Annotated in this window: 14 protein-coding genes; 12 read left to right on the top strand and 2 right to left on the bottom strand. The window is 73.0% G+C overall.

Annotated elements, in window-relative coordinates; translation table 11 throughout:
* The first annotated feature begins 33 nt into the window (after positions 1-33).
* Both miaB and PZB77_RS07195 read left to right on the top strand, forming a co-directional pair.
* Positions 34-1,557 (top strand): tRNA (N6-isopentenyl adenosine(37)-C2)-methylthiotransferase MiaB, encoded by a 1,524-nt coding sequence (gene miaB, locus PZB77_RS07200; RefSeq protein WP_275491741.1) that lies wholly within the window; start codon positions 34-36, stop codon positions 1,555-1,557.
* A 66-nt stretch (positions 1,558-1,623) separates the two neighbouring features.
* The gene (locus PZB77_RS07195; RefSeq protein WP_275491740.1) at positions 1,624-2,370 is read left to right on the top strand and encodes a class III extradiol dioxygenase subunit B-like domain-containing protein; all 747 of its coding nucleotides are present in this window, start codon (positions 1,624-1,626) and stop codon (positions 2,368-2,370) included.
* Between the two features lie 109 nt (positions 2,371-2,479).
* Here PZB77_RS07195 and PZB77_RS07190 read toward each other — a convergent pair whose 3' ends face one another.
* Entirely contained in the window at positions 2,480-2,785 is a 306-nt protein-coding gene (locus tag PZB77_RS07190; protein WP_275491739.1) for an antitoxin, read from the bottom strand.
* Between the two features lie 160 nt (positions 2,786-2,945).
* On the opposite strand from PZB77_RS07190, the gene miaA reads away from it, so the two are divergent.
* From miaA to hflX, 6 genes are all read left to right on the top strand, one after another.
* The gene (miaA, locus tag PZB77_RS07185; RefSeq protein WP_275491738.1) at positions 2,946-3,884 is read left to right on the top strand and encodes a tRNA (adenosine(37)-N6)-dimethylallyltransferase MiaA; all 939 of its coding nucleotides are present in this window, start codon (positions 2,946-2,948) and stop codon (positions 3,882-3,884) included.
* Between the two features lie 109 nt (positions 3,885-3,993).
* Complete coding sequence (locus PZB77_RS07180; RefSeq protein ID WP_275495943.1) at positions 3,994-4,431, top strand: hypothetical protein; 438 nt, start codon at positions 3,994-3,996, stop codon at positions 4,429-4,431.
* 31 nt (positions 4,432-4,462) lie between these two features.
* The gene (gene dapF / locus PZB77_RS07175; protein WP_275491737.1) at positions 4,463-5,338 is read left to right on the top strand and encodes a diaminopimelate epimerase; all 876 of its coding nucleotides are present in this window, start codon (positions 4,463-4,465) and stop codon (positions 5,336-5,338) included.
* A 147-nt stretch (positions 5,339-5,485) separates the two neighbouring features.
* On the top strand, positions 5,486-7,465 hold the full coding sequence (locus PZB77_RS07170; protein ID WP_275491736.1) for an HD domain-containing protein: 1,980 nt from the start codon (positions 5,486-5,488) through the stop codon (positions 7,463-7,465).
* 122 nt (positions 7,466-7,587) lie between these two features.
* On the top strand, positions 7,588-9,063 hold the full coding sequence (locus PZB77_RS07165; RefSeq protein WP_275491735.1) for a M1 family metallopeptidase: 1,476 nt from the start codon (positions 7,588-7,590) through the stop codon (positions 9,061-9,063).
* Between the two features lie 172 nt (positions 9,064-9,235).
* Positions 9,236-10,756, top strand: a complete 1,521-nt coding sequence (gene hflX / locus PZB77_RS07160; RefSeq protein ID WP_275491734.1) for a GTPase HflX — start codon at positions 9,236-9,238, stop codon at positions 10,754-10,756.
* Between the two features lie 111 nt (positions 10,757-10,867).
* Here the strand turns inward: hflX and PZB77_RS07155 are convergent, their stop codons facing one another.
* Complete coding sequence (locus tag PZB77_RS07155; RefSeq protein ID WP_275491733.1) at positions 10,868-12,091, bottom strand: hypothetical protein; 1,224 nt, start codon at positions 12,089-12,091, stop codon at positions 10,868-10,870.
* Positions 12,092-12,557: 466 nt separating this feature from the next.
* Here PZB77_RS07155 and PZB77_RS07150 point away from each other — a divergent pair, with 466 nt between their 5' ends.
* The 4 genes from PZB77_RS07150 to PZB77_RS07135 all read left to right on the top strand — a co-directional run bounded on the left by PZB77_RS07150 (position 12,558) and on the right by PZB77_RS07135 (position 18,809).
* Positions 12,558-13,937, top strand: a complete 1,380-nt coding sequence (locus tag PZB77_RS07150; protein ID WP_275491732.1) for a diaminobutyrate--2-oxoglutarate transaminase family protein — start codon at positions 12,558-12,560, stop codon at positions 13,935-13,937.
* Between the two features lie 28 nt (positions 13,938-13,965).
* Positions 13,966-15,846, top strand: coding sequence for an IucA/IucC family protein (locus PZB77_RS07145; protein ID WP_275491731.1), 1,881 nt, complete (start codon positions 13,966-13,968; stop codon positions 15,844-15,846).
* Between the two features lie 275 nt (positions 15,847-16,121).
* On the top strand, positions 16,122-16,850 hold the full coding sequence (locus PZB77_RS07140; protein WP_275491730.1) for a GNAT family N-acetyltransferase: 729 nt from the start codon (positions 16,122-16,124) through the stop codon (positions 16,848-16,850).
* A 60-nt stretch (positions 16,851-16,910) separates the two neighbouring features.
* On the top strand, positions 16,911-18,809 hold the full coding sequence (locus tag PZB77_RS07135; protein ID WP_275491729.1) for an IucA/IucC family siderophore biosynthesis protein: 1,899 nt from the start codon (positions 16,911-16,913) through the stop codon (positions 18,807-18,809).
* Positions 18,810-18,827 lie beyond the last annotated feature (18 nt).

Here is an 18,827-nt window from a genome sequence, read left to right as displayed (position 1 = left end):
AGGCGCCTTCCCCGGAGCGCCTACCCTTGAGGGATGACCAGCAGCAGCGACCGGAGCCTCGCAGTGGACGTTCAAGAACCCAAGAGCTACGAAATCCGTACGTACGGATGCCAGATGAACGTCCACGACTCGGAGCGGCTGTCGGGTCTGCTGGAGGGGGCCGGGTACGTCCGGGCGCCGCGGGACGCGGACGGCGACGCCGACGTCGTGGTCTTCAACACCTGCGCGGTCCGTGAGAACGCCGACAACAAGCTCTACGGCAACCTCGGCCGGCTCGCCCCGATGAAGACCAAGCGCCCCGGGATGCAGATCGCGGTCGGCGGCTGCCTCGCGCAGAAGGACCGCGACACCATCGTCGAGCGGGCCCCCTGGGTCGACGTGGTCTTCGGCACCCACAACATCGGCAAGCTCCCGGTGCTGCTGGAGCGCGCCCGTGTCCAGGAGGAGGCGCAGATCGAGATCGCCGAGTCCCTGGAGGCATTCCCCTCCACGCTCCCCACCCGCCGCGAGTCCGCCTACGCCGCGTGGGTCTCCATCTCCGTCGGCTGCAACAACACCTGCACCTTCTGCATCGTGCCCGCCCTGCGCGGCAAGGAGAAGGACCGCCGCACCGGCGACATCCTGGCCGAGATCGAGGCGCTGGTCGCCGAGGGCGTCTCCGAGATCACCCTGCTCGGCCAGAACGTCAACGCCTACGGCTCCGACATCGGCGACCGCGAGGCGTTCTCCAAGCTGCTGCGGGCCTGCGGGAAGATCGAAGGCCTGGAGCGGGTCCGCTTCACCTCGCCGCACCCCCGCGACTTCACGGACGACGTGATCGCCGCGATGGCCGAGACACCGAACGTCATGCCGCAGCTCCACATGCCGATGCAGTCCGGCTCGGACACCATCCTCAAGGCCATGCGCCGCTCCTACCGGCAGGAACGCTTCCTCGGCATCATCGAGAAGGTGCGCGCCGCCATGCCGGACGCCGCCATCTCGACCGACATCATCGTGGGCTTCCCCGGCGAGACCGAGGAGGACTTCGAGCAGACCATGCACGCCGTGCGCGAGGCCCGCTTCGCCAACGCCTTCACCTTCCAGTACTCCAAGCGCCCCGGGACGCCGGCCGCCGACATGGACGGGCAGATCCCCAAGGAGGTCGTGCAGGAGCGCTACATGCGCCTCTCCGCCCTCCAGGAGGAGATCTCCTGGGAGGAGAACAAGAAGCAGGTCGGACGCGTCCTGGAGGTCATGGTCGCGGAGGGTGAGGGCCGCAAGGACGGCTCGACCCACCGGCTCTCCGGCCGCGCCCCCGACAACCGGCTCGTCCACTTCACCAAGCCGGAGACCCCCGTGCGCCCCGGTGACGTCGTCACGGTCGGGATCACCTACGCGGCCCCGCACCACCTGCTCGCCGAGGGCGCCACGCTCGCCGTGCGCTCCACCCGGTCCGGCGACGCCTGGGAGAAGCGGAACGCCGCGGCGGCCGCCCAGCCCGTCGGGGTGATGCTGGGCTTGCCCACCGTCGGAGCACCCGCCCCGCTCGCCTCCGCCCCCGGCTGCGGCTGCGACTGACCCGCGCGGCCGGGCACCGGGACCTGTGACGTCTCCCGCCGAGCGGCGGCCAGTACGCTGACCGGCATGCTTGTCGCCGCCGCCGTGAGCCCCTGCCCGCCCCTGCTGGTTCCCGAGGTCGCCGTCGGGGCCGCCCCCGAGCTCGAACCGGCCCGTGCCGCCTGCGCCGAGGCGCTCGCCGTCCTGGCGGCGGCCCGCCCCGGTCTGCTGGTCGTGGTCGGCCCGGCTCCCGAGGGCGGGCGCGGTCCCTTCCCGGCGGGATCGGCCGGCACCTTCCGCGGCTTCGGGGTGGACCTCGACGTCCGGCTGGGCCGGGACGACCGCGCCGCCGACGGCGGCGCCGGTGCGCGCGCCGCCACAACCCCCTCCGGGACGCTGCCCGCCCCGCTCGCGGTGGGCGCCTGGCTGCTCGCTTCGGCCGACTGGACCGCGTCACCGGTGGAAGGACTCGGCGTCGGCGAGTCCCTCTCCCCGCAGCGGTGCGCCGAGGCCGGACGAGGACTGGCGGAGCGGGCCGAACGGGTGGCCCTGCTGGTGATGGGCGACGGCAGTGCCTGCCGCACGGTCAAGGCACCCGGCTATCTCGACCCCCGCGCCGAGGGCTTCGACGCCCTCGCCGCACGGGCGCTGGGCGCGGCGGACGTGGCCGCCCTCGCGGCACTGGACGCGTCACTCGCGTACGAACTGAAGGCGGCGGGCCGGGCTCCCTGGCAGGTACTCGCCGGTGCCGCGGAGGGAGCCGGGCTCCGGGGGCGCCCGCTGTACGAGGACGCGCCCTACGGGGTGGGCTACACCGTCGCCGTCTGGTCCTGAGGCGCGCACTCGGACACGGAACGGCCGCGGAGCGGGGCTCCGCGGCCGTCTCGTTCTCTTCGCGCGTGTGTGCGGCAGAGGGTCTGCCGGCGCCGTGCGCCGTACCGCGTCAGGGAACCGGCGGGGCCGGCGGAGGCGGCGGCGTACCGCCGGTGGAGCCGCCGAAGCCGGGCGTCGGGCCGGGACCGGGCGTGTCCTTGTGGCCCAGACGGTCCACCGTCTCCTTGGCCTTCTGCGTGCCGCTCTGGATCTTGCCGGTGTACTTGCCCTTGGTCTTCTGGTCGACCGTGCGCGCGGCCTTGTCCAGGCCCTGCTCGATCTTGCCCCCGTGCTGGTGCGCGAGGTCGCCCACCTTGCCGCCGACCTTCTCCTTGGCCGGCCCGAGCCGGGCCTTCAGATTGTCCAGGAACCCCATGGGTCACCTTCCGTGCCGTGGTTGGCCGGGCCGAACACGCTCCCGCACCGTTACTCCTGTCCGGTGCCGCCGATTTTACTCGTGGGCGACACATCGCGCTTTCGTGCCCATAGGGGGTGGCCGGTGCGGTGGCGGGCGGCAGCTCAGGGAGACTGGGGCGGTGAGAAGACCCGTTCCCGCCCCCCGTGTCATCACCGTCGTCGGCCCCACGGCAGCAGGCAAGTCCGATCTGGGGGTGTTCCTCGCCCAGCGGCTCGGCGGCGAGGTGGTGAACGCCGACTCCATGCAGCTCTACCGGGGCATGGACATCGGCACCGCCAAGCTGACGCTCCCCGAACGCGACGGTGTCCCGCACCACCTGCTGGACGTGTGGGACGTGACCCGGACGGCCAGCGTCGCGGAGTACCAGCGGCTCGCCCGCGCCGAGATCGACCGGCTGCTCGCCGAGGGCCGGACCCCCGTCCTGGTCGGCGGCTCGGGACTGTACGTGAAGGGCACCATCGACGCCCTGGAGTTCCCGGGCACCGACCCCGACGTGCGCGCCCGCCTCGAGGAGGAGCTGGCCGAGCGGGGCCCCGGCGCCCTCCACGAGCGGCTGAGCGCCGCCGACCCCGGTGCGGGCCGGGCGATCCTGCCCAGCAACGGCCGCCGTATCGTCCGCGCCCTCGAGGTCATCGAGATCACCGGCAAGCCGTTCACCGCCAACCTCCCCGGCGACCGGCCGGTCTACGACGCCGTGCAGATCGGTGTGGACGTCGAGCGCCCGGAGCTCGACGCCCGGATCGCCCTGCGCGTCGACCGGATGTGGGAGGCGGGGCTGGTGGACGAGGTCCGGACGCTGGAGGCCGGAGGGTTGCGCGAAGGACTCACCGCCTCCCGCGCGCTCGGCTACCAGCAGGTGCTGGCGGCGCTGGCCGGCGAGTGCACCGAGGAGGAGGCCCGCGTCGAAACGGTGCGCGCCACCAAGCGGTTCGCGCGCCGCCAGGACTCCTGGTTCCGCCGCGATCCGCGGGTCCACTGGCTCGCGGGCGGTGAGACGGACCGCGAGGAACTCCCGGACCGGGCGCTGACGTTGGTCGAACGAGCGGTCACACTCTGATCACGTGATGGCATCGGGACGCTCCGCGCGTCCTCCCGGCCCGTGCGGGCGTGCCATCATCGAGCGACGATCGATCCAGGGAAGTTGCGAGTCGGGAGGGCGCGTGGCGATGGAGGCCGGCCCTCGTGACACGGAGCGGGAAGCGTTGGAGATGCGGCTCGCCGCCGATCCGCTCGGCTCCGACCTGCCCGACGAGAGCGTGGTGGCGCCCGAGGTCGAGGTCGAGCTCCGGCCGGCCCGCAGACTGCGGATCTGGCAGCTCGCGCCCATCGTGGTGCTCGCCGCGGTCGGCTCCCTCATGTTCGCCTTCCCGCTCGCCTTCGAGATCGGTGACGGCGGCGCCGTCGTCGCCATGCTGGGCCTGCTGATCAGCGGCTGTGCGGCGGGCTGGGGCATGATGGCCGCCCGCCGCGTGGGGTACACCTGGCCCGGTCTGCCCGCCAGGGGCTCCGGCACCCGCCCGGACTGGCGCGTGGTCCTCCTCTACGGAGTGCTCACCCTCGCCCTCGTCGCCCTGGCCGTCTGGCGCGTGGCCCGCCTGCGCTGACGCGCCCGCTCCTCGCCCGTACAGTTGACCCGTGAGCACCGAGCAGATCACCTTCTTCAAGGGTCACGGCACCGAGAACGACTTCGTGATCATTCCGGACCCGGACAACACCCTCGACCTGCCTCCGGCGGCCGTCGCGCGCCTCTGCGACCGCCGGGCCGGTATCGGTGGGGACGGCCTCCTGCACGTCGTGCGCTCCGCGGCCCATCCCGAGGCCCGCGCCATGGCGGACGAAGCCGAGTGGTTCATGGACTACCGCAACGGGGACGGCTCGATCGCCGAGATGTGCGGCAACGGCGTGCGTGTCTTCGCCCGCCACCTCCAGCGCGCCGGCCTCGCCGAGCAGGGTGACCTCGCCATCGCGACCCGCGGCGGTGTGAAGCGGGTGCACCTCGCCAAGAACGGTGACGTCACGGTGTCGATGGGGCGCGCCGAACTGCCCGCCGAGGGGGTCACCGTCACCGTCGGCGGCCGCGACTGGGAGGCGCGCAACGTCAACATGGGCAACCCGCACGCGGTCGCCTTCGTGGACGATCTGGCGCACGCCGGAAACCTGTTCACGGAGCCCTCGTACGCCCCCGCGTCGGCCTACCCCGACGGTGTGAACATCGAGTTCGTCGTCCGGCGGGGCACCCGCCACGTCGCGATGCGGGTGCACGAGCGGGGCTCCGGCGAAACCCGCTCCTGCGGCACGGGCGCCTGCGCCGTCGCCGTCGCCTCGGCCCGCCGGGACGGCATCGACCCCGCGGTGACCGGTACGCCCGTCGTGTACACGGTGGACCTCCCCGGCGGCACGCTGGTGATCACCGAACACCCCCACGGGGCCGTCGAGATGACCGGACCCGCCGTCATCGTCGCCGAAGGGTCCTTCGACGCCGACTGGCTCGCATCGGCGCTCGGACGATAAACCGACCCCGTTTCGCTCGAACGGGTGATCCGCTTCACGCTGGACGAGAGGCGGACTGCCGTACGTGGTGGGGTCGGTAGCATCAAGCACCGGCCCGGAGACACAAGGTCTGCCTCTCACCGCCGGTCGACGTCGCCGGAGGTGCCCATGAGTGCAGAGGCCGCCAGCCCAGGTGTCCCCGTCCGCAAACGCTCCCGCCCCCGGATCGATCTCCGCAGACTCGGGCGGGTGGCGCTCCTCGGCCCGGTTTCCCGGGGAAGGCTGCCGGACGCCATCGGCCACGTGGCGGAGGCGCACCGCGCGCACCACCCCGAGGCCGACCTGTCCGTGCTGAGCCGGGCGTACGTCCTCGCCGAGACCTCCCACCGCGGTCAGATGCGCAAGAGTGGTGAGCCCTTCATCACCCACCCGCTCGCCGTCACGCTGATCCTCGCCGAACTCGGCGCGGAGACGACGACGTTGACCGCCTCCCTGCTCCACGACACGGTCGAGGACACGGCGGTGACGCTCGATCAGGTACGCGAGGAGTTCGGCGAGGAAGTCAGCTACCTCGTCGACGGGGTCACGAAACTGGAGAAGGTCGACTACGGCGCGGCCGCGGAACCCGAGACCTTCCGCAAGATGCTCGTCGCCACCGGCAACGACGTCCGGGTGATGTCGATCAAACTCGCCGACCGCCTCCACAACATGCGCACCCTCGGCGTCATGCGCCCGGAGAAGCAGGTGCGGATCGCCAAGGTCACCCGGGACGTCCTCATCCCGCTCGCCGAGCGCCTCGGCGTACAGGCGCTCAAGACCGAGCTGGAAGACCTCGTCTTCGCCATCCTGTGCCCCGAGGAACACGCGCACACCCAGACGCTGATCGCCGAGTCGGAGAGCGGGCAGGACCCCCTCGCCACCATCGCCGAGAACGTCCGCACCACGCTCCGCGAGGCGGGTATCGCGGCCGAAGTCCTCATCAGGCCGCGCCACTTCGTCTCCGTCCACCGGGTCCGGACCAAACGCGGCGAGCTGCGCGGCACCGACTTCGGCCGGCTGCTCGTGCTGGTCGGCGAGGACGCCGACTGTTACGCGGTCCTCGGCGAGCTCCACACCTGTTTCACCCCGGTGATCTCCGAGTTCAAGGACTTCGTCGCGGCCCCCAAGTTCAACCTGTACCAGTCGCTGCACACCGCCGTCGTCGGCCCCGGCGGCGCGGTCGCCGAAGTCCTCATCCGTACGCACCGGATGCACAAGGTCGCCGAGGCCGGTGTCGTCGCCCTCGGCAATCCGTACGCTCCGGACCCCGCGGCCCCCGCCGGGGAGGAACCGGCCGACGGCGAACGCGCCGACCCCACCCGGCCCGGATGGCTCTCCCGGCTGCTCGACTGGCAGGAGTCCGCACCCGACCCGGACACGTTCTGGAGCACGCTCCGTGCCGATCTCGCCGAGGACCGCGAGATCACCGTCTTCCGTACCGACGGCCGCACCCTCGTCCTCCCCGCCGGCGCCAGCTGCGTGGACGCCGCCTACGCGCAGTACGGCGACGGCGCGCACCGCTGCATCGGGGCACGCGTCAACGGCCGCCTCGCGACCCTCGCCACCGCCCTCGGCGACGGCGACACGGTGCAGCTGCTGCTCGCCCGCGACACCGCCTCGGGGCCCTCCCGGGAGTGGCTCGACCATGCGCGCACCCCCGCCGCGCGCATCGCGATCGCCGGCTGGTTCGACGCCCATCCGGAGGACGCCGCCTCGCAGGACGCCGAGGACGCGCGGAACGCCGCGTACGCCGACGGCCCGGCCGGTACGGAAGCCGGCGGCGACGGAGGGCCCGACGGGCTCGACTGGCCCCCGGCACACCCCGGGCCGGCCGTCTTCGCCGGGTCCGCGGGAGAGGCGGACGGCGCCGCCCCCGCATGTCTGGTCACCCTCGTCGCCGAGTCCTTCGGGCGGCCCCGGCTCCTGGCCGACCTCACCGAGGCGATCGCGACCGCCGACGCCGCCATCGTCTCCGCCACCGTCGAGCCGCCCAGCGAACAACGGGTGCGCCACACCTACACGTTGCAGCTCACCGACGCGGACGGACTGCCCGCCCTGGTGCGCGCGATGCGGGACGTGGCCGGGGTCTACGACGTCAGCCGCGCCTGAGGACCCGCGGAGCGGGAGCCGCACGGCACTCCCCGCCGGGCGGGGCCGCCCGCCACCTCGTTCGGGTGGACCGACAGCGCGTCACACCCCCGAACGACGGGGCCGGTTGATAGCGGTGGTCCATGCCGCCCTCCCTCCGTCGCCTGCGCACCGTCCTGCTGGCCACCGCGTCGGCCGGCCTGATCGCCGCCGCCCCGCCCGCCCCGGTGCCCCCCGCCGCCCTCGGAATCGGGGACCCTCTCTTCCCGACGCTCGGCAACCCCGGATACGACGTCCTCTCGTACGACATCGGCCTCACCTACGGCGGCCGCAACACCGAGCCGCTGGACGCCACCACCGTCATCAGGGCACGGACCACCGAGCCGCTGGACCGGATCAACCTCGACTTCGCCCGCGGCGAGGTCCGCTCGGTCGAGGTGAACGGGTTCACCGCCGGGTTCACCACCGAGGCCGAGGACCTGATCGTCACCCCGCCCGCGCGGCTCCCGGCCGGAGTACCGCTGCGCCTCACCGTCCGGCACACCAGCGACCCCGGCCCGAGCACGGACAGCGGCGGCTGGGTCCGCACCCGCGACGGCCTCGCCATGGCCAACCAGGCCGACGCCGCGCACCGGGTCTTCCCCTGCAACGACCACCCCTCGGACAAGGCGTACGTCACCTTCCGGATCACCACCCCCGACGCGCTGACGGCGGTCGCCAACGGCCTGCCGGCCGGGGTGCGTCACCGGGGCACCACGACGACCCGGACGTTCCGCACCGAGCACCCGATGGCCACCGAACTCGCCCAGGTCTCCATCGGCACCTCCGCGGTGCTCCGCCGCGAGGGCCCGGGCGGCCTTCCCCTGCGCGACGTCGTCCCGGCGGCCGACCAGGCGGTCCTGGAGCCCTGGCTGAGCAGGACACCGGCCCAGATGGAGTGGATGGAACGGCAGGTCGGTCCCTACCCCTTCGAGACGTACGGACTGCTGGTCGCCGACACGGTCACCGGCTTCGAGCTGGAGACCCAGACCCTGTCGCTCTTCGAACGCCGGCTCTTCACCGAGGAGGCCCACCCCGCCTGGCACGTCGAGTCGGTGATGGTCCACGAGCTGGCGCACCAGTGGTTCGGCGACAGCGTCTCCCCGGCGTCCTGGTCCGACCTCTGGCTCAACGAGGGGCACGCGAGCTGGTACGAGGCGCGCTACGCCGAGGAACGGGGCGGCCCGGCGCTGGAGCGGCGCATGCGGGACGCCTACACCCGGTCCGACGGCTGGCGGGCCGCCGGCGGGCCCCCCGCCCGGCCCCTCCCGCCGGAGCCGGGGCAGAAGCTCGACCTGTTCCGGCCGGTCGTCTACGACGGCGGCGCGCTCGTCCTCTACGCGCTGCGCCAGGAGATCGGCGCCCCGGCGTTCGACCGGCTGGAGCGCGCCTGGACGCGCCGGTACCGCGACGCGTCCGCCACCACGTCCGACTTCGTCCGGCTCGCCTCCCAGGAGGCCGGCCGCGACCTCACCGCTTTCCTCGACGGCTGGCTCCACGGGGAGAGGACTCCCGCCATGCCCGGCCACCCCGAGTGGCGTGCCGCCGCGCCCGCCCCGACACCGTCCCCGACCGGCTGACCGCCCCTCCCGTTCTCCACGACGCCACGGGGAAACCGCATGACGGGCCCGAGGACCGCGTGCCACTATCAGGGGGCGGCGACGCGGCCCCGGCCGGTGAGTCCCGCGGGAATCATCCGGCGACGTGACGCGTTGTGACTGTCACCAGGAAAATCTTCGACGTAAGGATCCAATGACCTCCTCTTCTTCCCTTCCCCAGGACGCGCAGGACGCGCAGAGCGCCACGGAGTCCGACTCCACACGTGCCACCGAGAGCCTTCGGGCCGACGCCCTGATGGAAGAGGACGTCGCCTGGAGCCACCAGATCGACGGAGAGCGGGACGGCGACCAGTTCGACCGGTCCGAGCGTGCCGCGCTGCGACGCGTGGCCGGTCTCTCCACCGAGCTGGAGGACGTCACCGAGGTCGAGTACCGCCAGCTCCGTCTGGAGCGCGTGGTGCTCGTCGGTGTGTGGACCTCCGGGACCGTGCACGACGCGGAGATCTCCCTCGCGGAGCTCGCCGCGCTCGCCGAGACCGCGGGCGCCCAGGTGCTCGACGCCGTCTACCAGCGGCGCGACAAGCCGGACCCGGCCACCTACATCGGCTCGGGCAAGGCGCTGGAGCTGCGCGACCTCGTGCTCGAATCCGGCGCCGACACCGTCGTCTGCGACGGTGAACTCAGCCCCGGTCAGCTCATCCACCTCGAAGACGTCGTCAAGGTCAAGGTGGTCGACCGGACCGCGCTGATCCTCGACATCTTCGCCCAGCACGCCAAGTCCCGTGAGGGCAAGGCGCAGGTCTCGCTGGCACAGATGCAGTACATGCTGCCGCGCCTGCGCGGCTGGGGCCAGTCGCTCTCCCGGCAGATGGGCGGCGGCGGTTCCAGCGGCGGTGGCGGCATGGCCACGCGTGGTCCCGGTGAGACCAAGATCGAGACGGACCGGCGCCGCATCCGCGAGAAGATGGCGAAGATGCGCCGGGAGATCGCGGAGATGAAGACCGGCCGCGAGATCAAGCGGCAGGAGCGACGGCGCAACAAGGTGCCCTCGGTCGCGATCGCCGGTTACACCAACGCCGGCAAGTCGTCGCTGCTCAATCGCCTGACCGGGGCCGGTGTCCTGGTGGAGAACTCCCTGTTCGCCACCCTGGACCCGACCGTCCGCCGGGCGGAGACCCCCAGCGGCCGGCTCTACACCCTCGCCGACACCGTCGGGTTCGTCCGGCACCTGCCGCACCACCTGGTCGAGGCGTTCCGCTCCACCATGGAGGAGGTCGGCGACGCGGACCTCATCCTGCACGTGGTGGACGGGTCGCACCCCGTCCCGGAGGAGCAGCTCGCCGCCGTGCGTGAAGTGATCCGGGAGGTCGGCGCCACCGGCGTCCCCGAGATCGTCGTGATCAACAAGGCGGACGCCGCGGACCCGCTGGTCCTGGCACGGCTGCTGCGCGCGGAGCCGCACGCCATCGCCGTCTCGGCCCGTACCGGCGCCGGGATCGGCGAGCTGCTCGCGCTGGTCGACGCCGAACTGCCCCGGCCGTCCGTGGAGATCGAGGCTCTGGTCCCGTACATCCAGGGCGCCCTGGTCTCGCGGGTGCACGCCGACGGCGAGGTGATCTCCGAGGAGCACACCGCGGAGGGCACCCTGCTCAAGGCGAGGGTCCACGAGGAACTCGCCGCGGAACTCGCGGTGTTCGTCCTCGCACCGCACTGATCGTCCGTCCCCGCACCGCACCGCGCTGATCGCGCGAGGCGCGGCGCGAGTGCACCGACCGGAGGCCCGGTCGTTCCCCCGGCGGGGGAACGACCGGGCCTCCGGCGTTGGTCACCGCTTCGCGTACTTGCCGCTCACCTCTTCGTAGACCGCCCGGGCCTCGTCGCCCAGGTGCGGCCCCGCGAGCCAGCCCGCCGAGACCGGGCCGATCGAGGTGTTGGAGAAGAGGGCGGGCTCACCGTCCGCTCCCTCGCCGACCCAGCCGCCGCCCGAGGCGCCGCCGGTCATCGAGCAGCCGATGCGGTACATCGTGGGCTGGTCCTGGAAGACCGAGAGCCGGCCCGGGGTGTCCTCGCACTGGAGGGCCTTCTGCCCGTCGTACGGAGGCGCGGCCGGGTAGCCGGTCGCCGTCAGCGACGGGATGCCGGAGACCGCGGGCGCGTCGAAGTCGACCGCCAGTGCGGATCCCACCGTCTCCTCGAGCGACGTGCCGGACGCCCCCGTCTCCGGCGTGACGTGCAGGACCGCGAAGTCGTACGGGGCGCCCTGGCCACCGGAAGCCGCGCCCTGCGAGATCCACTGGTCCGAGGTGGACGCCCAGTCGCTCCACCACACGCCGTACGGAGCGATCTCCTCCTTGGACGCCGTCTCCAGCTCCGACAGCTCCATGCCGCTGTCGTTGTAACCGGGGACGAAGGCGATGTTGCGGTACCAGCCGCCCTCCTTGCCCGCGTGCACGCAGTGACCGGCGGTCCACACGAGGTTCGACTTGCCCGGGTGCGCCGGGTCCTTGACCACGGTCGCGGAGCAGACCATCGAGCCCTCGGGGCCGTCGAACAGCAGCTTGCCGCTCTCCGGCACGTTCTTGTGGTACGGGGTGTTCACCCCGGTCGCCCTCCGGACGGAGGGGGTCGGGTCGGTCACCCCCGCGTCGCCGGAGATGTCGGCGGCGACCGGCTGCTCCGGGGTGGTGTCCGCGTCCCGCATCCGCTCCGGGTTCCAGAGGTCTTCGATGATCGGGTTGACGTAGTCCTTCGCCTCACGGAGCCACTGGTCCTTGTCCCAGTTCTTCCACTCCCCGTCGCGCCACTTGTCGAGATCGATCCCGTGCTCCTTGAGCCGGTTCTTCAGCTCGTCGGGTATGACGATCTTCCCGTCACGGGAAGCGGCGGCCGAGCCGCTGGGCTCCGCTGCCGCGCCGTCCTCCTCGGGACCGCAGGCGGTCGCCGTGAGGGCGAGCACGGTGGCCAGACCGGCGGCGGCCAGCACGGACGAGGACCTGCGGCGCCCGCCCCTCCGGTCGTGGGCGCCATCGTTCGGGTGAATGGGTCGCATCTGGAGATCCCCCTGGGACGTCGTCGTTCGTCGCTGTGTACGGCGCCCCGGTGTCGCCGGCGCGCCCCGCCCGTCCGTCACCGCGGTCCCGTGCCGCACGGGGCGGGGCACGGGACCACCGGGCCGATCCGACCGCACGGGCGGAGAGGGCCGGGGCGGTGTCCGGTGGACACTGCCTCATTCCCCCCTACCCCGCGCCCGGTTGAGCAACGGCCCTATGCTGAGCGGCCTCTACTATGCCGGTGCCGTCCCGGACCGTGCCGGGCAGGGCAGCGGTTGCGTTCCGTCGGTTTCCGCTGCCGCGGGGATCTTCCGATGCACCCGTGATCCCCGGCCCCCTGGCTCGTTGGACCGTCCGGGGGACACGTGCTCGGAGTTCACCCGCGCGTTCCGTCGCCGGGAGAACGTACTCCGGGGCGACGCGACGACGTGCAACGCAACCGTGAACGCAGGAGGACCAGCAGCCGTGGCAGTGACCGAATCAGCGCCGGAGGTCCTGCCCGCGGCGCACGAGGGCATTCTCCGGCGCCAGTCGTTGCGCGAGTCGGCGGCGCGCACCTACGCGCGCTCCCTGCCGATCGTGCCGGTGCGGGCGCGCGGACTGACCATCGAGGGCGCCGACGGCCGCAGATACCTCGACTGCCTATCCGGCGCGGGGACCCTGGCGCTCGGTCACAACCACCCCGTGGTGCTGGAGGCCATCCGCAAGGTCATCGACTCCGGTGCCCCCCTGCACGTGCTCGACCTCGCCACCCCCGTGAAGGACGCCTTCGTCACCGAACTCTTCGCCACCCTCCCCGGAGAACTCGCCCGTGACGCCCGCATCCAGTTCTGCGGGCCCGCCGGGACGGACGCCGTCGAGGCCGCGTTCAAGCTGGTGCGGGCGGCCACCGGCCGCACCGGACTGCTCGCGTTCACGGGTGCCTACCACGGCATGACCGCGGGGGCGCTCGATGCCTCCGGCGGCGCCCAGGAGGTCCGTGTGACGCGCCTGCCCTTCCCCCAGGAGTACCGCTGCCCCTTCGGCATCGGCGGGGAACGGGGCGCGGAGGTCGCCGCCCACTGGACCCGGCACCTGCTGGACGACCCCAAGGGCGGGGTGCCCGCGCCGGCCGGCATGATCCTCGAACCCGTGCAGGGCGAGGGCGGCGTCAACCCCGCCCCCGACGGCTGGCTGCGCCGGATGCGCGAGATCACGGCCGACCGCTCCATCCCCCTGATCGCCGACGAGGTGCAGACCGGCGTCGGCAGGACCGGCCGCTTCTGGGCGGTCGAGCACAGCGGGGTGGTGCCCGACGTCATGGTGCTCTCCAAGGCCATCGGCGGCTCGCTGCCCCTCGCCGTGATCGTCTACCGCTCCTCGCTGGACCTCTGGCAGCCGGGCGCTCACGCCGGCACCTTCCGCGGCAACCAGCTCGCCATGGCGGCGGGCGCGGCCACCCTCGCGTACGTCCGCGAGAACGGGCTGGCCGAACGCGCCGCCGTGCTCGGGGCGCGCATGCTCGGGCGCCTGCGCGAGCTCGCCGCGCTCCACCGCGGCATCGGGGACGTCCGGGGGCGCGGCCTGATGATCGGCGTCGAACTCGTCGACCCCGAGGCCGCCCCCGACCACGACGGCGGACCGCCCCCGGCCGATCCGGCCTTCGCCGCCGCCGTCCAGCAGGAATGCCTGCGCCGCGGCCTCATCGTCGAACTCGGCGGCCGCCACAACGCCGTCGTCCGGCTGCTGCCGCCCCTCACCCTCACCGACGAACAGGCGACGGCGGTCGTCGACCGTCTCGCCGACGCGCTGCAAGCCGCGGAAGGCTCGCCGCACCGGCGCGCCGCCGCCGGGTCGCTCCGCTGACCCCGCAACCCCTCACAAGGAAGAAGCCGTGAACCCCACCCCCGCGTCCGAGGCCGTCACCCCCCTCACCAGCCAGCTCCGAGGGCAGGAGGAGCCTCGGAGCCCGCGTACGGCCGACGCGCCGACCGTCCCCCGCCAGAAGGCCGGCCACCACGAGGGCGAGAGCGCCCCGGCCGGGCCGGCCCCGTGCGGGGACCCGCTGGACGATCCGGACCCGTACCGCGCGGCCGACGTCGCCGGCGCCGAGAGCCTCCTGCGCTGCTGGGCGCGCGAGAACGACCTGCTCCGCCCGGAGCGGGAGACCCTGCGCATCCCCCTCCCCGCCAGCGGCACCGCCCTCCTCGTGCCCGTCCTGTACTGGTCGCCCACCGGTCACCACCGTTTCGGACCGGCCGCCCTCGAAGGCGCCCCCGCCGGGGCCCCGGCGGCCGACGCGGTCACCGTCGCCGCCCTGCTCTGCCGGGAGGGCGACCAGCACGCCGCCGCCGAACTCGTGGGCCGCGTCGCCGACTCGGTACGCCACACCACCGACTTCCTCACCCAGCGGCGCCGCACCCCCGAGGAGCCCCCCGGCACCGACCCCTTCCTCGCAGCCGAACAGTCCCTGCTGCACGGGCACCCGCTCCACCCCACGCCCAAGAGCCGCGAAGGGCTTTCCGAGTCGGAGGCCCGGCTCTACTCGCCCGAACTCCACGGCAGCTTCCCGCTCCACTGGATGGCCGTCGACCGCGGTGTGCTCGCCACCGACTCCGCCTGGACCCCCGACGGCCGCCCGGTCAGCGCCGAGGAACTCCTCGCCCCGCACGCGGCAGGAGTGCGCCTGCCCGGCGGCACGGTCGCGATGCCCGTCCACCCCTGGCAGGCCGAGGAGCTCCTGCGGCGGCCCGAGGTCACCGAACTCCTGGACGCGGGGCTCCTCCACGACCTCGGCCGGTCGGGCGCCGACTGGCACCCGACCTCGTCGGTACGGACCGTCTACCGACCGGGCGCGGGGGTCATGCTCAAGCTCTCGCTGGGCGTGCGCATCACCAACTCCCGCCGGGAGAACCTCCGCAAGGAGCTCCATCGGGGAGCGGAGGTGCACCGGCTCCTCAGCGGCGGCCTGTCGGCCGAGTGGCGCCGGGCCCACCCCGGGTTCGACATCGTCCGCGACCCGGCCTGGCTCGCCGTCGACACCAAGGACGGCAACCCCGTCCAGGGACTCGACGTGGTGCTGCGGAACAATCCCTTCGGCCCCCACGACGACGCCCTCTGCATCGCGGGGCTCACCGCCCTGCGTCCCCGGCCCTGGCGCACCGCCATGCGCTCGCGGCTGGCCGAGACCGTGTCCCGCCTGGCCGAGCGGACCGGCCGCACCGTCGGCGCGGTCTGCGCCGAGTGGTTCCTGCGCTACCTCGACCGCGTCGTGCGCCCCGTCCTCTGGCTGGACGCCACGGCCGGTGTCGCGCTCGAAGCCCACCAGCAGAACACCCTCGTCCTGCTCGACGCGGACGGCTGGCCCGTGGGCGGCCGGTACCGGGACAACCAGGGGTATTACTTCCGCGAGTCGCACCGTGACGCGCTCGACCGCCGGCTGCCCGGCATCGGCGCCGAGAGCGACACCTTCGTCTCCGACACGGTCACGGACGAACGGTTCGCCTACTACCTCGGCATCAACAACGTCTTCGGGCTGATCGGAGCCTTCGGCGCCCAGCGGCTCGCCGACGAACGCCTCCTTCTCGACGCCTTCCGCCGCTTCCTGCGCTCCACCGCGGCCATGGGCTCGCCGCTTCCCTCGTATCTCCTGGAGACCCCCCAGCTGCGCTGCAAGGCCAACCTGCTGACCCGGCTGAACGGCATGGACGAGCTCGTCGGGCCCGTCGACACCCAGTCCGTCTACGTCACACTCACCAACCCGCTGCATTCCTGACCGCACGCCGGACACCGCCCCAGAGGCGCCCCGTCCGGCTCGTGCCGGTTCGTGCGCACGAACCCGCCCGATCCGCACGGCGCCCCCGCGCCGGGACCCCGCGCGCCCGTCGGCAGCGGAGTCCCGGCGCACCGCCCGGACAGGTTCGTCCGCCAGAACACCGGACCCGCCGGTACCCAGGAGAGGAGAGCACCGCAGTGCCACCCGCAGACCCGCCCGGGAACCCCGCGGCCGGACCGGTTTCACGGACGGCCGCCGACGGACAAGATCCCAGGGTGACGAGAGCCGAGGACGGCCGGACGACCGGGGGAGCGCCCCGCGCGCACGCGCCCGCCACCACCGTCGAGGACACGCTGGACCTGCGTCTGACCGAGGAGCTCCTCGCCCTCTTCGCCGCCGACACCCCGCCCGCACCGAGCGGCCCCGCCGACTCCGCGCTCCTCGACGCCCCCGGTACCTGGCGTCCCGCCACCACCTCGGCCGGCATCTTCCGGCTCGTGCCCGTGACGCTCCCACGCGACCTGCCCGTCCTCACCCGCTGGATGAACGATCCGGCCGTCGCCGCCTTCTGGGAGCTCGCCGGCCCCGAGGAGGTGACGGCGCGTCACCTCGCCGCGCAGCTCGACGGCGACGGGCGGAGCGTCCCGTGTCTGGGCGTGCTCGACGGCAAGGCGATGAGCTACTGGGAGATCTACCGCGCCGACCTCGACCCGCTCGCGCGCCACTACCCCGCGCGTCCGCACGACACCGGGGTGCACCTGCTGATCGGCGGGGTCGGCGACCGGGGACGACGGGTCGGCACCACCCTGCTGCGCGCCGTGGCCGACCTCGTGCTCGACCATCGTCCCCCGTGCGCGCGCGTCGTCGCGGAGCCCGATCTGCGCAACACCCCTTCCGTCGCAGCCTTCCTGAGCGCGGGATTCCGCTTCTCCGCCGAAGTCGAGCTGCCCGAGAAGAGGGCCGCCCTGATGATCCGCGACCGAGCCCACCGAGACCACCTGTGATGAACACGCCGCAGCACGCACACCGCTCGAACCCCGTCGGTTCCGTCCCGAGGAGTCCTAGTGCAGACATATCCCGTGAGCCCTGAACCGGCGGAGCGCCGGCCGCTGTCGGACCACCCGGAACTGAACGGAGCCGTCTGGGACCGTGTCACGGCCGCACTGCTCGCGAAGATGCTCGGCGAGTTCGCGTACGAGGAGATCCTCCGGCCGGTCCCCCAGCAGACCTTCGTCGCCCCGGCCGGCACGGGCGACCCGTACGCCCTGCTCCTCGACGACGGCGCCACCCTCGCCTTCCGGGCCCGCCGCGGGGTGTACGGCAGCTGGCGCGTCGACGCCGCCTCGGTCCGCGAGATCCCGCGGACCGGCGAAACCGGTGACCGGGACGGCGACGGCGCTCCCGCGGCCCCGGGCCGGCCGTTCCGCGACCCGCTGCTCTTCCTCACCCGCGCCCGCCGCCTCCTCGGCCTGGACGGCGCCACCCTCGGCCACCTCGTGCGCGAACTCACCCGCACCCTCGCCGCCGACGCGCACCTCGCCCACACCGCCCTCAGCGCGGCTGAGCTCGCCGGACTCGGTTACGCCGAACTCGAAGGCCACCAGACCGGCCACCCCTGGCTCGTCGCCAACAAGGGCCGCCTCGGCTTCTCCGCCGCCGACGCCGCCCGCTTCACCCCCGAGGCGCGCACCGCCACCACCCTGCCGTGGATCGCCGTCAGTACCCGGATCGCCGGCTACCGCGGGGTCCCGGCGCTCGCCGCACCCGACCAGCTCTACGCCCGCGAGCTCGACCCCTCGGTACGCGACGCCTTCGCGACCCTGCTCGCCGGCCGCGGCCTCGACCCGCAGGAGTACCTCTACCTGCCGGTCCATCCCTGGCAGTGGGACGAGTGGATCGTGCCGCTCTACGCCCCCGCCCTCGCGGCGAACGACATCGTCCCCCTGCACACCGACGACGATCCGCGGCTGCCCCAGCAGTCCATCCGAACCTTCGCCAACGTGGGACGCCCCGACCGCTTCACCGTGAAGCTCCCCCTGTCGATCCTCAACACCCTCGTCTGGCGGGGACTGCCGACCGAACGCACCCTCGCCGCCCCCGCCGTCACCGGATGGGTGCGGGGGCTGTGCGAGAACGACGCCTTCCTGCGCGACACCTGCGGGGTGATCCTGCTCGGCGAGGTCGCCTCCGTGGCGGTGGAACACCCGCTCTACGACCGGTTGCCCGAGGTGCCCTACCAGTTCAAGGAGATTCTCGGCGCCATCTGGCGCGAGCCGCTGCCGCCGAGGCTGGCGGCGGGCGAGCGGGCGCGCACCCTCGCCTCGCTGCTGCACACCGACCCGTCGGGCCGGGCCTTCACCGCCGAACTGGTCGAACGCTCGGGGCTGGCCCCCCGAGCCTGGCTGATCCGCCTCTTCGCCGCCCTGCTGCCTCCGCTGCTGCACTTCCTCTACCGGTACGGGACCGTCTTCTCGCCGCACGGGGAGAACGCCATCGTGGTCTTCGACGACCGGGACGTACCCGTGCGGCTCGCGATCAAGGACTTCGTCGACGACGTCAACGTCAGCGCCCACCCGCTGCCCGAGCACGCCACCATGCCCGAGGACGTGCGCGCCGTCCTGCTGACCGAGGAACCCTCCTTCCTCACGCAGTTCATCCACTCCGGACTCTTCGTGGGAGTCTTCCGCTACCTCTCCCCGCTCTGCGAAGAGCAACTGGGGGTCCCGGAGGACGAGTTCTGGTCGCTCGTCCGGGCGGAGGTGCTGCGCCACCACGCCCGCTTCCCGGAACTGAAGGAACGGTTCGAGATGTTCGACATGATGACGCCGCAGATCGAGCGCCTCTGTCTCAACCGCAACCGTCTGCTTGTGGACGGTTACCGGGACCGGCCGGACCGCCCGCACGCGGCCGTGCACGGCCACGTCCCCAATCCGCTGCACTTCGCCGGATCGGTCCTGGACTGACCGCCGCTGTCACCGCCG

Origin of the sequence: Streptomyces sp. AM 2-1-1, assembly GCF_029167645.1 — a bacterium.
In the GTDB taxonomy this organism is placed as follows: domain Bacteria; phylum Actinomycetota; class Actinomycetes; order Streptomycetales; family Streptomycetaceae; genus Streptomyces.
The sequence above is the reverse complement of the archived record's forward strand: the minus strand, read 5'-3'. Positions and strand labels throughout refer to the sequence as shown.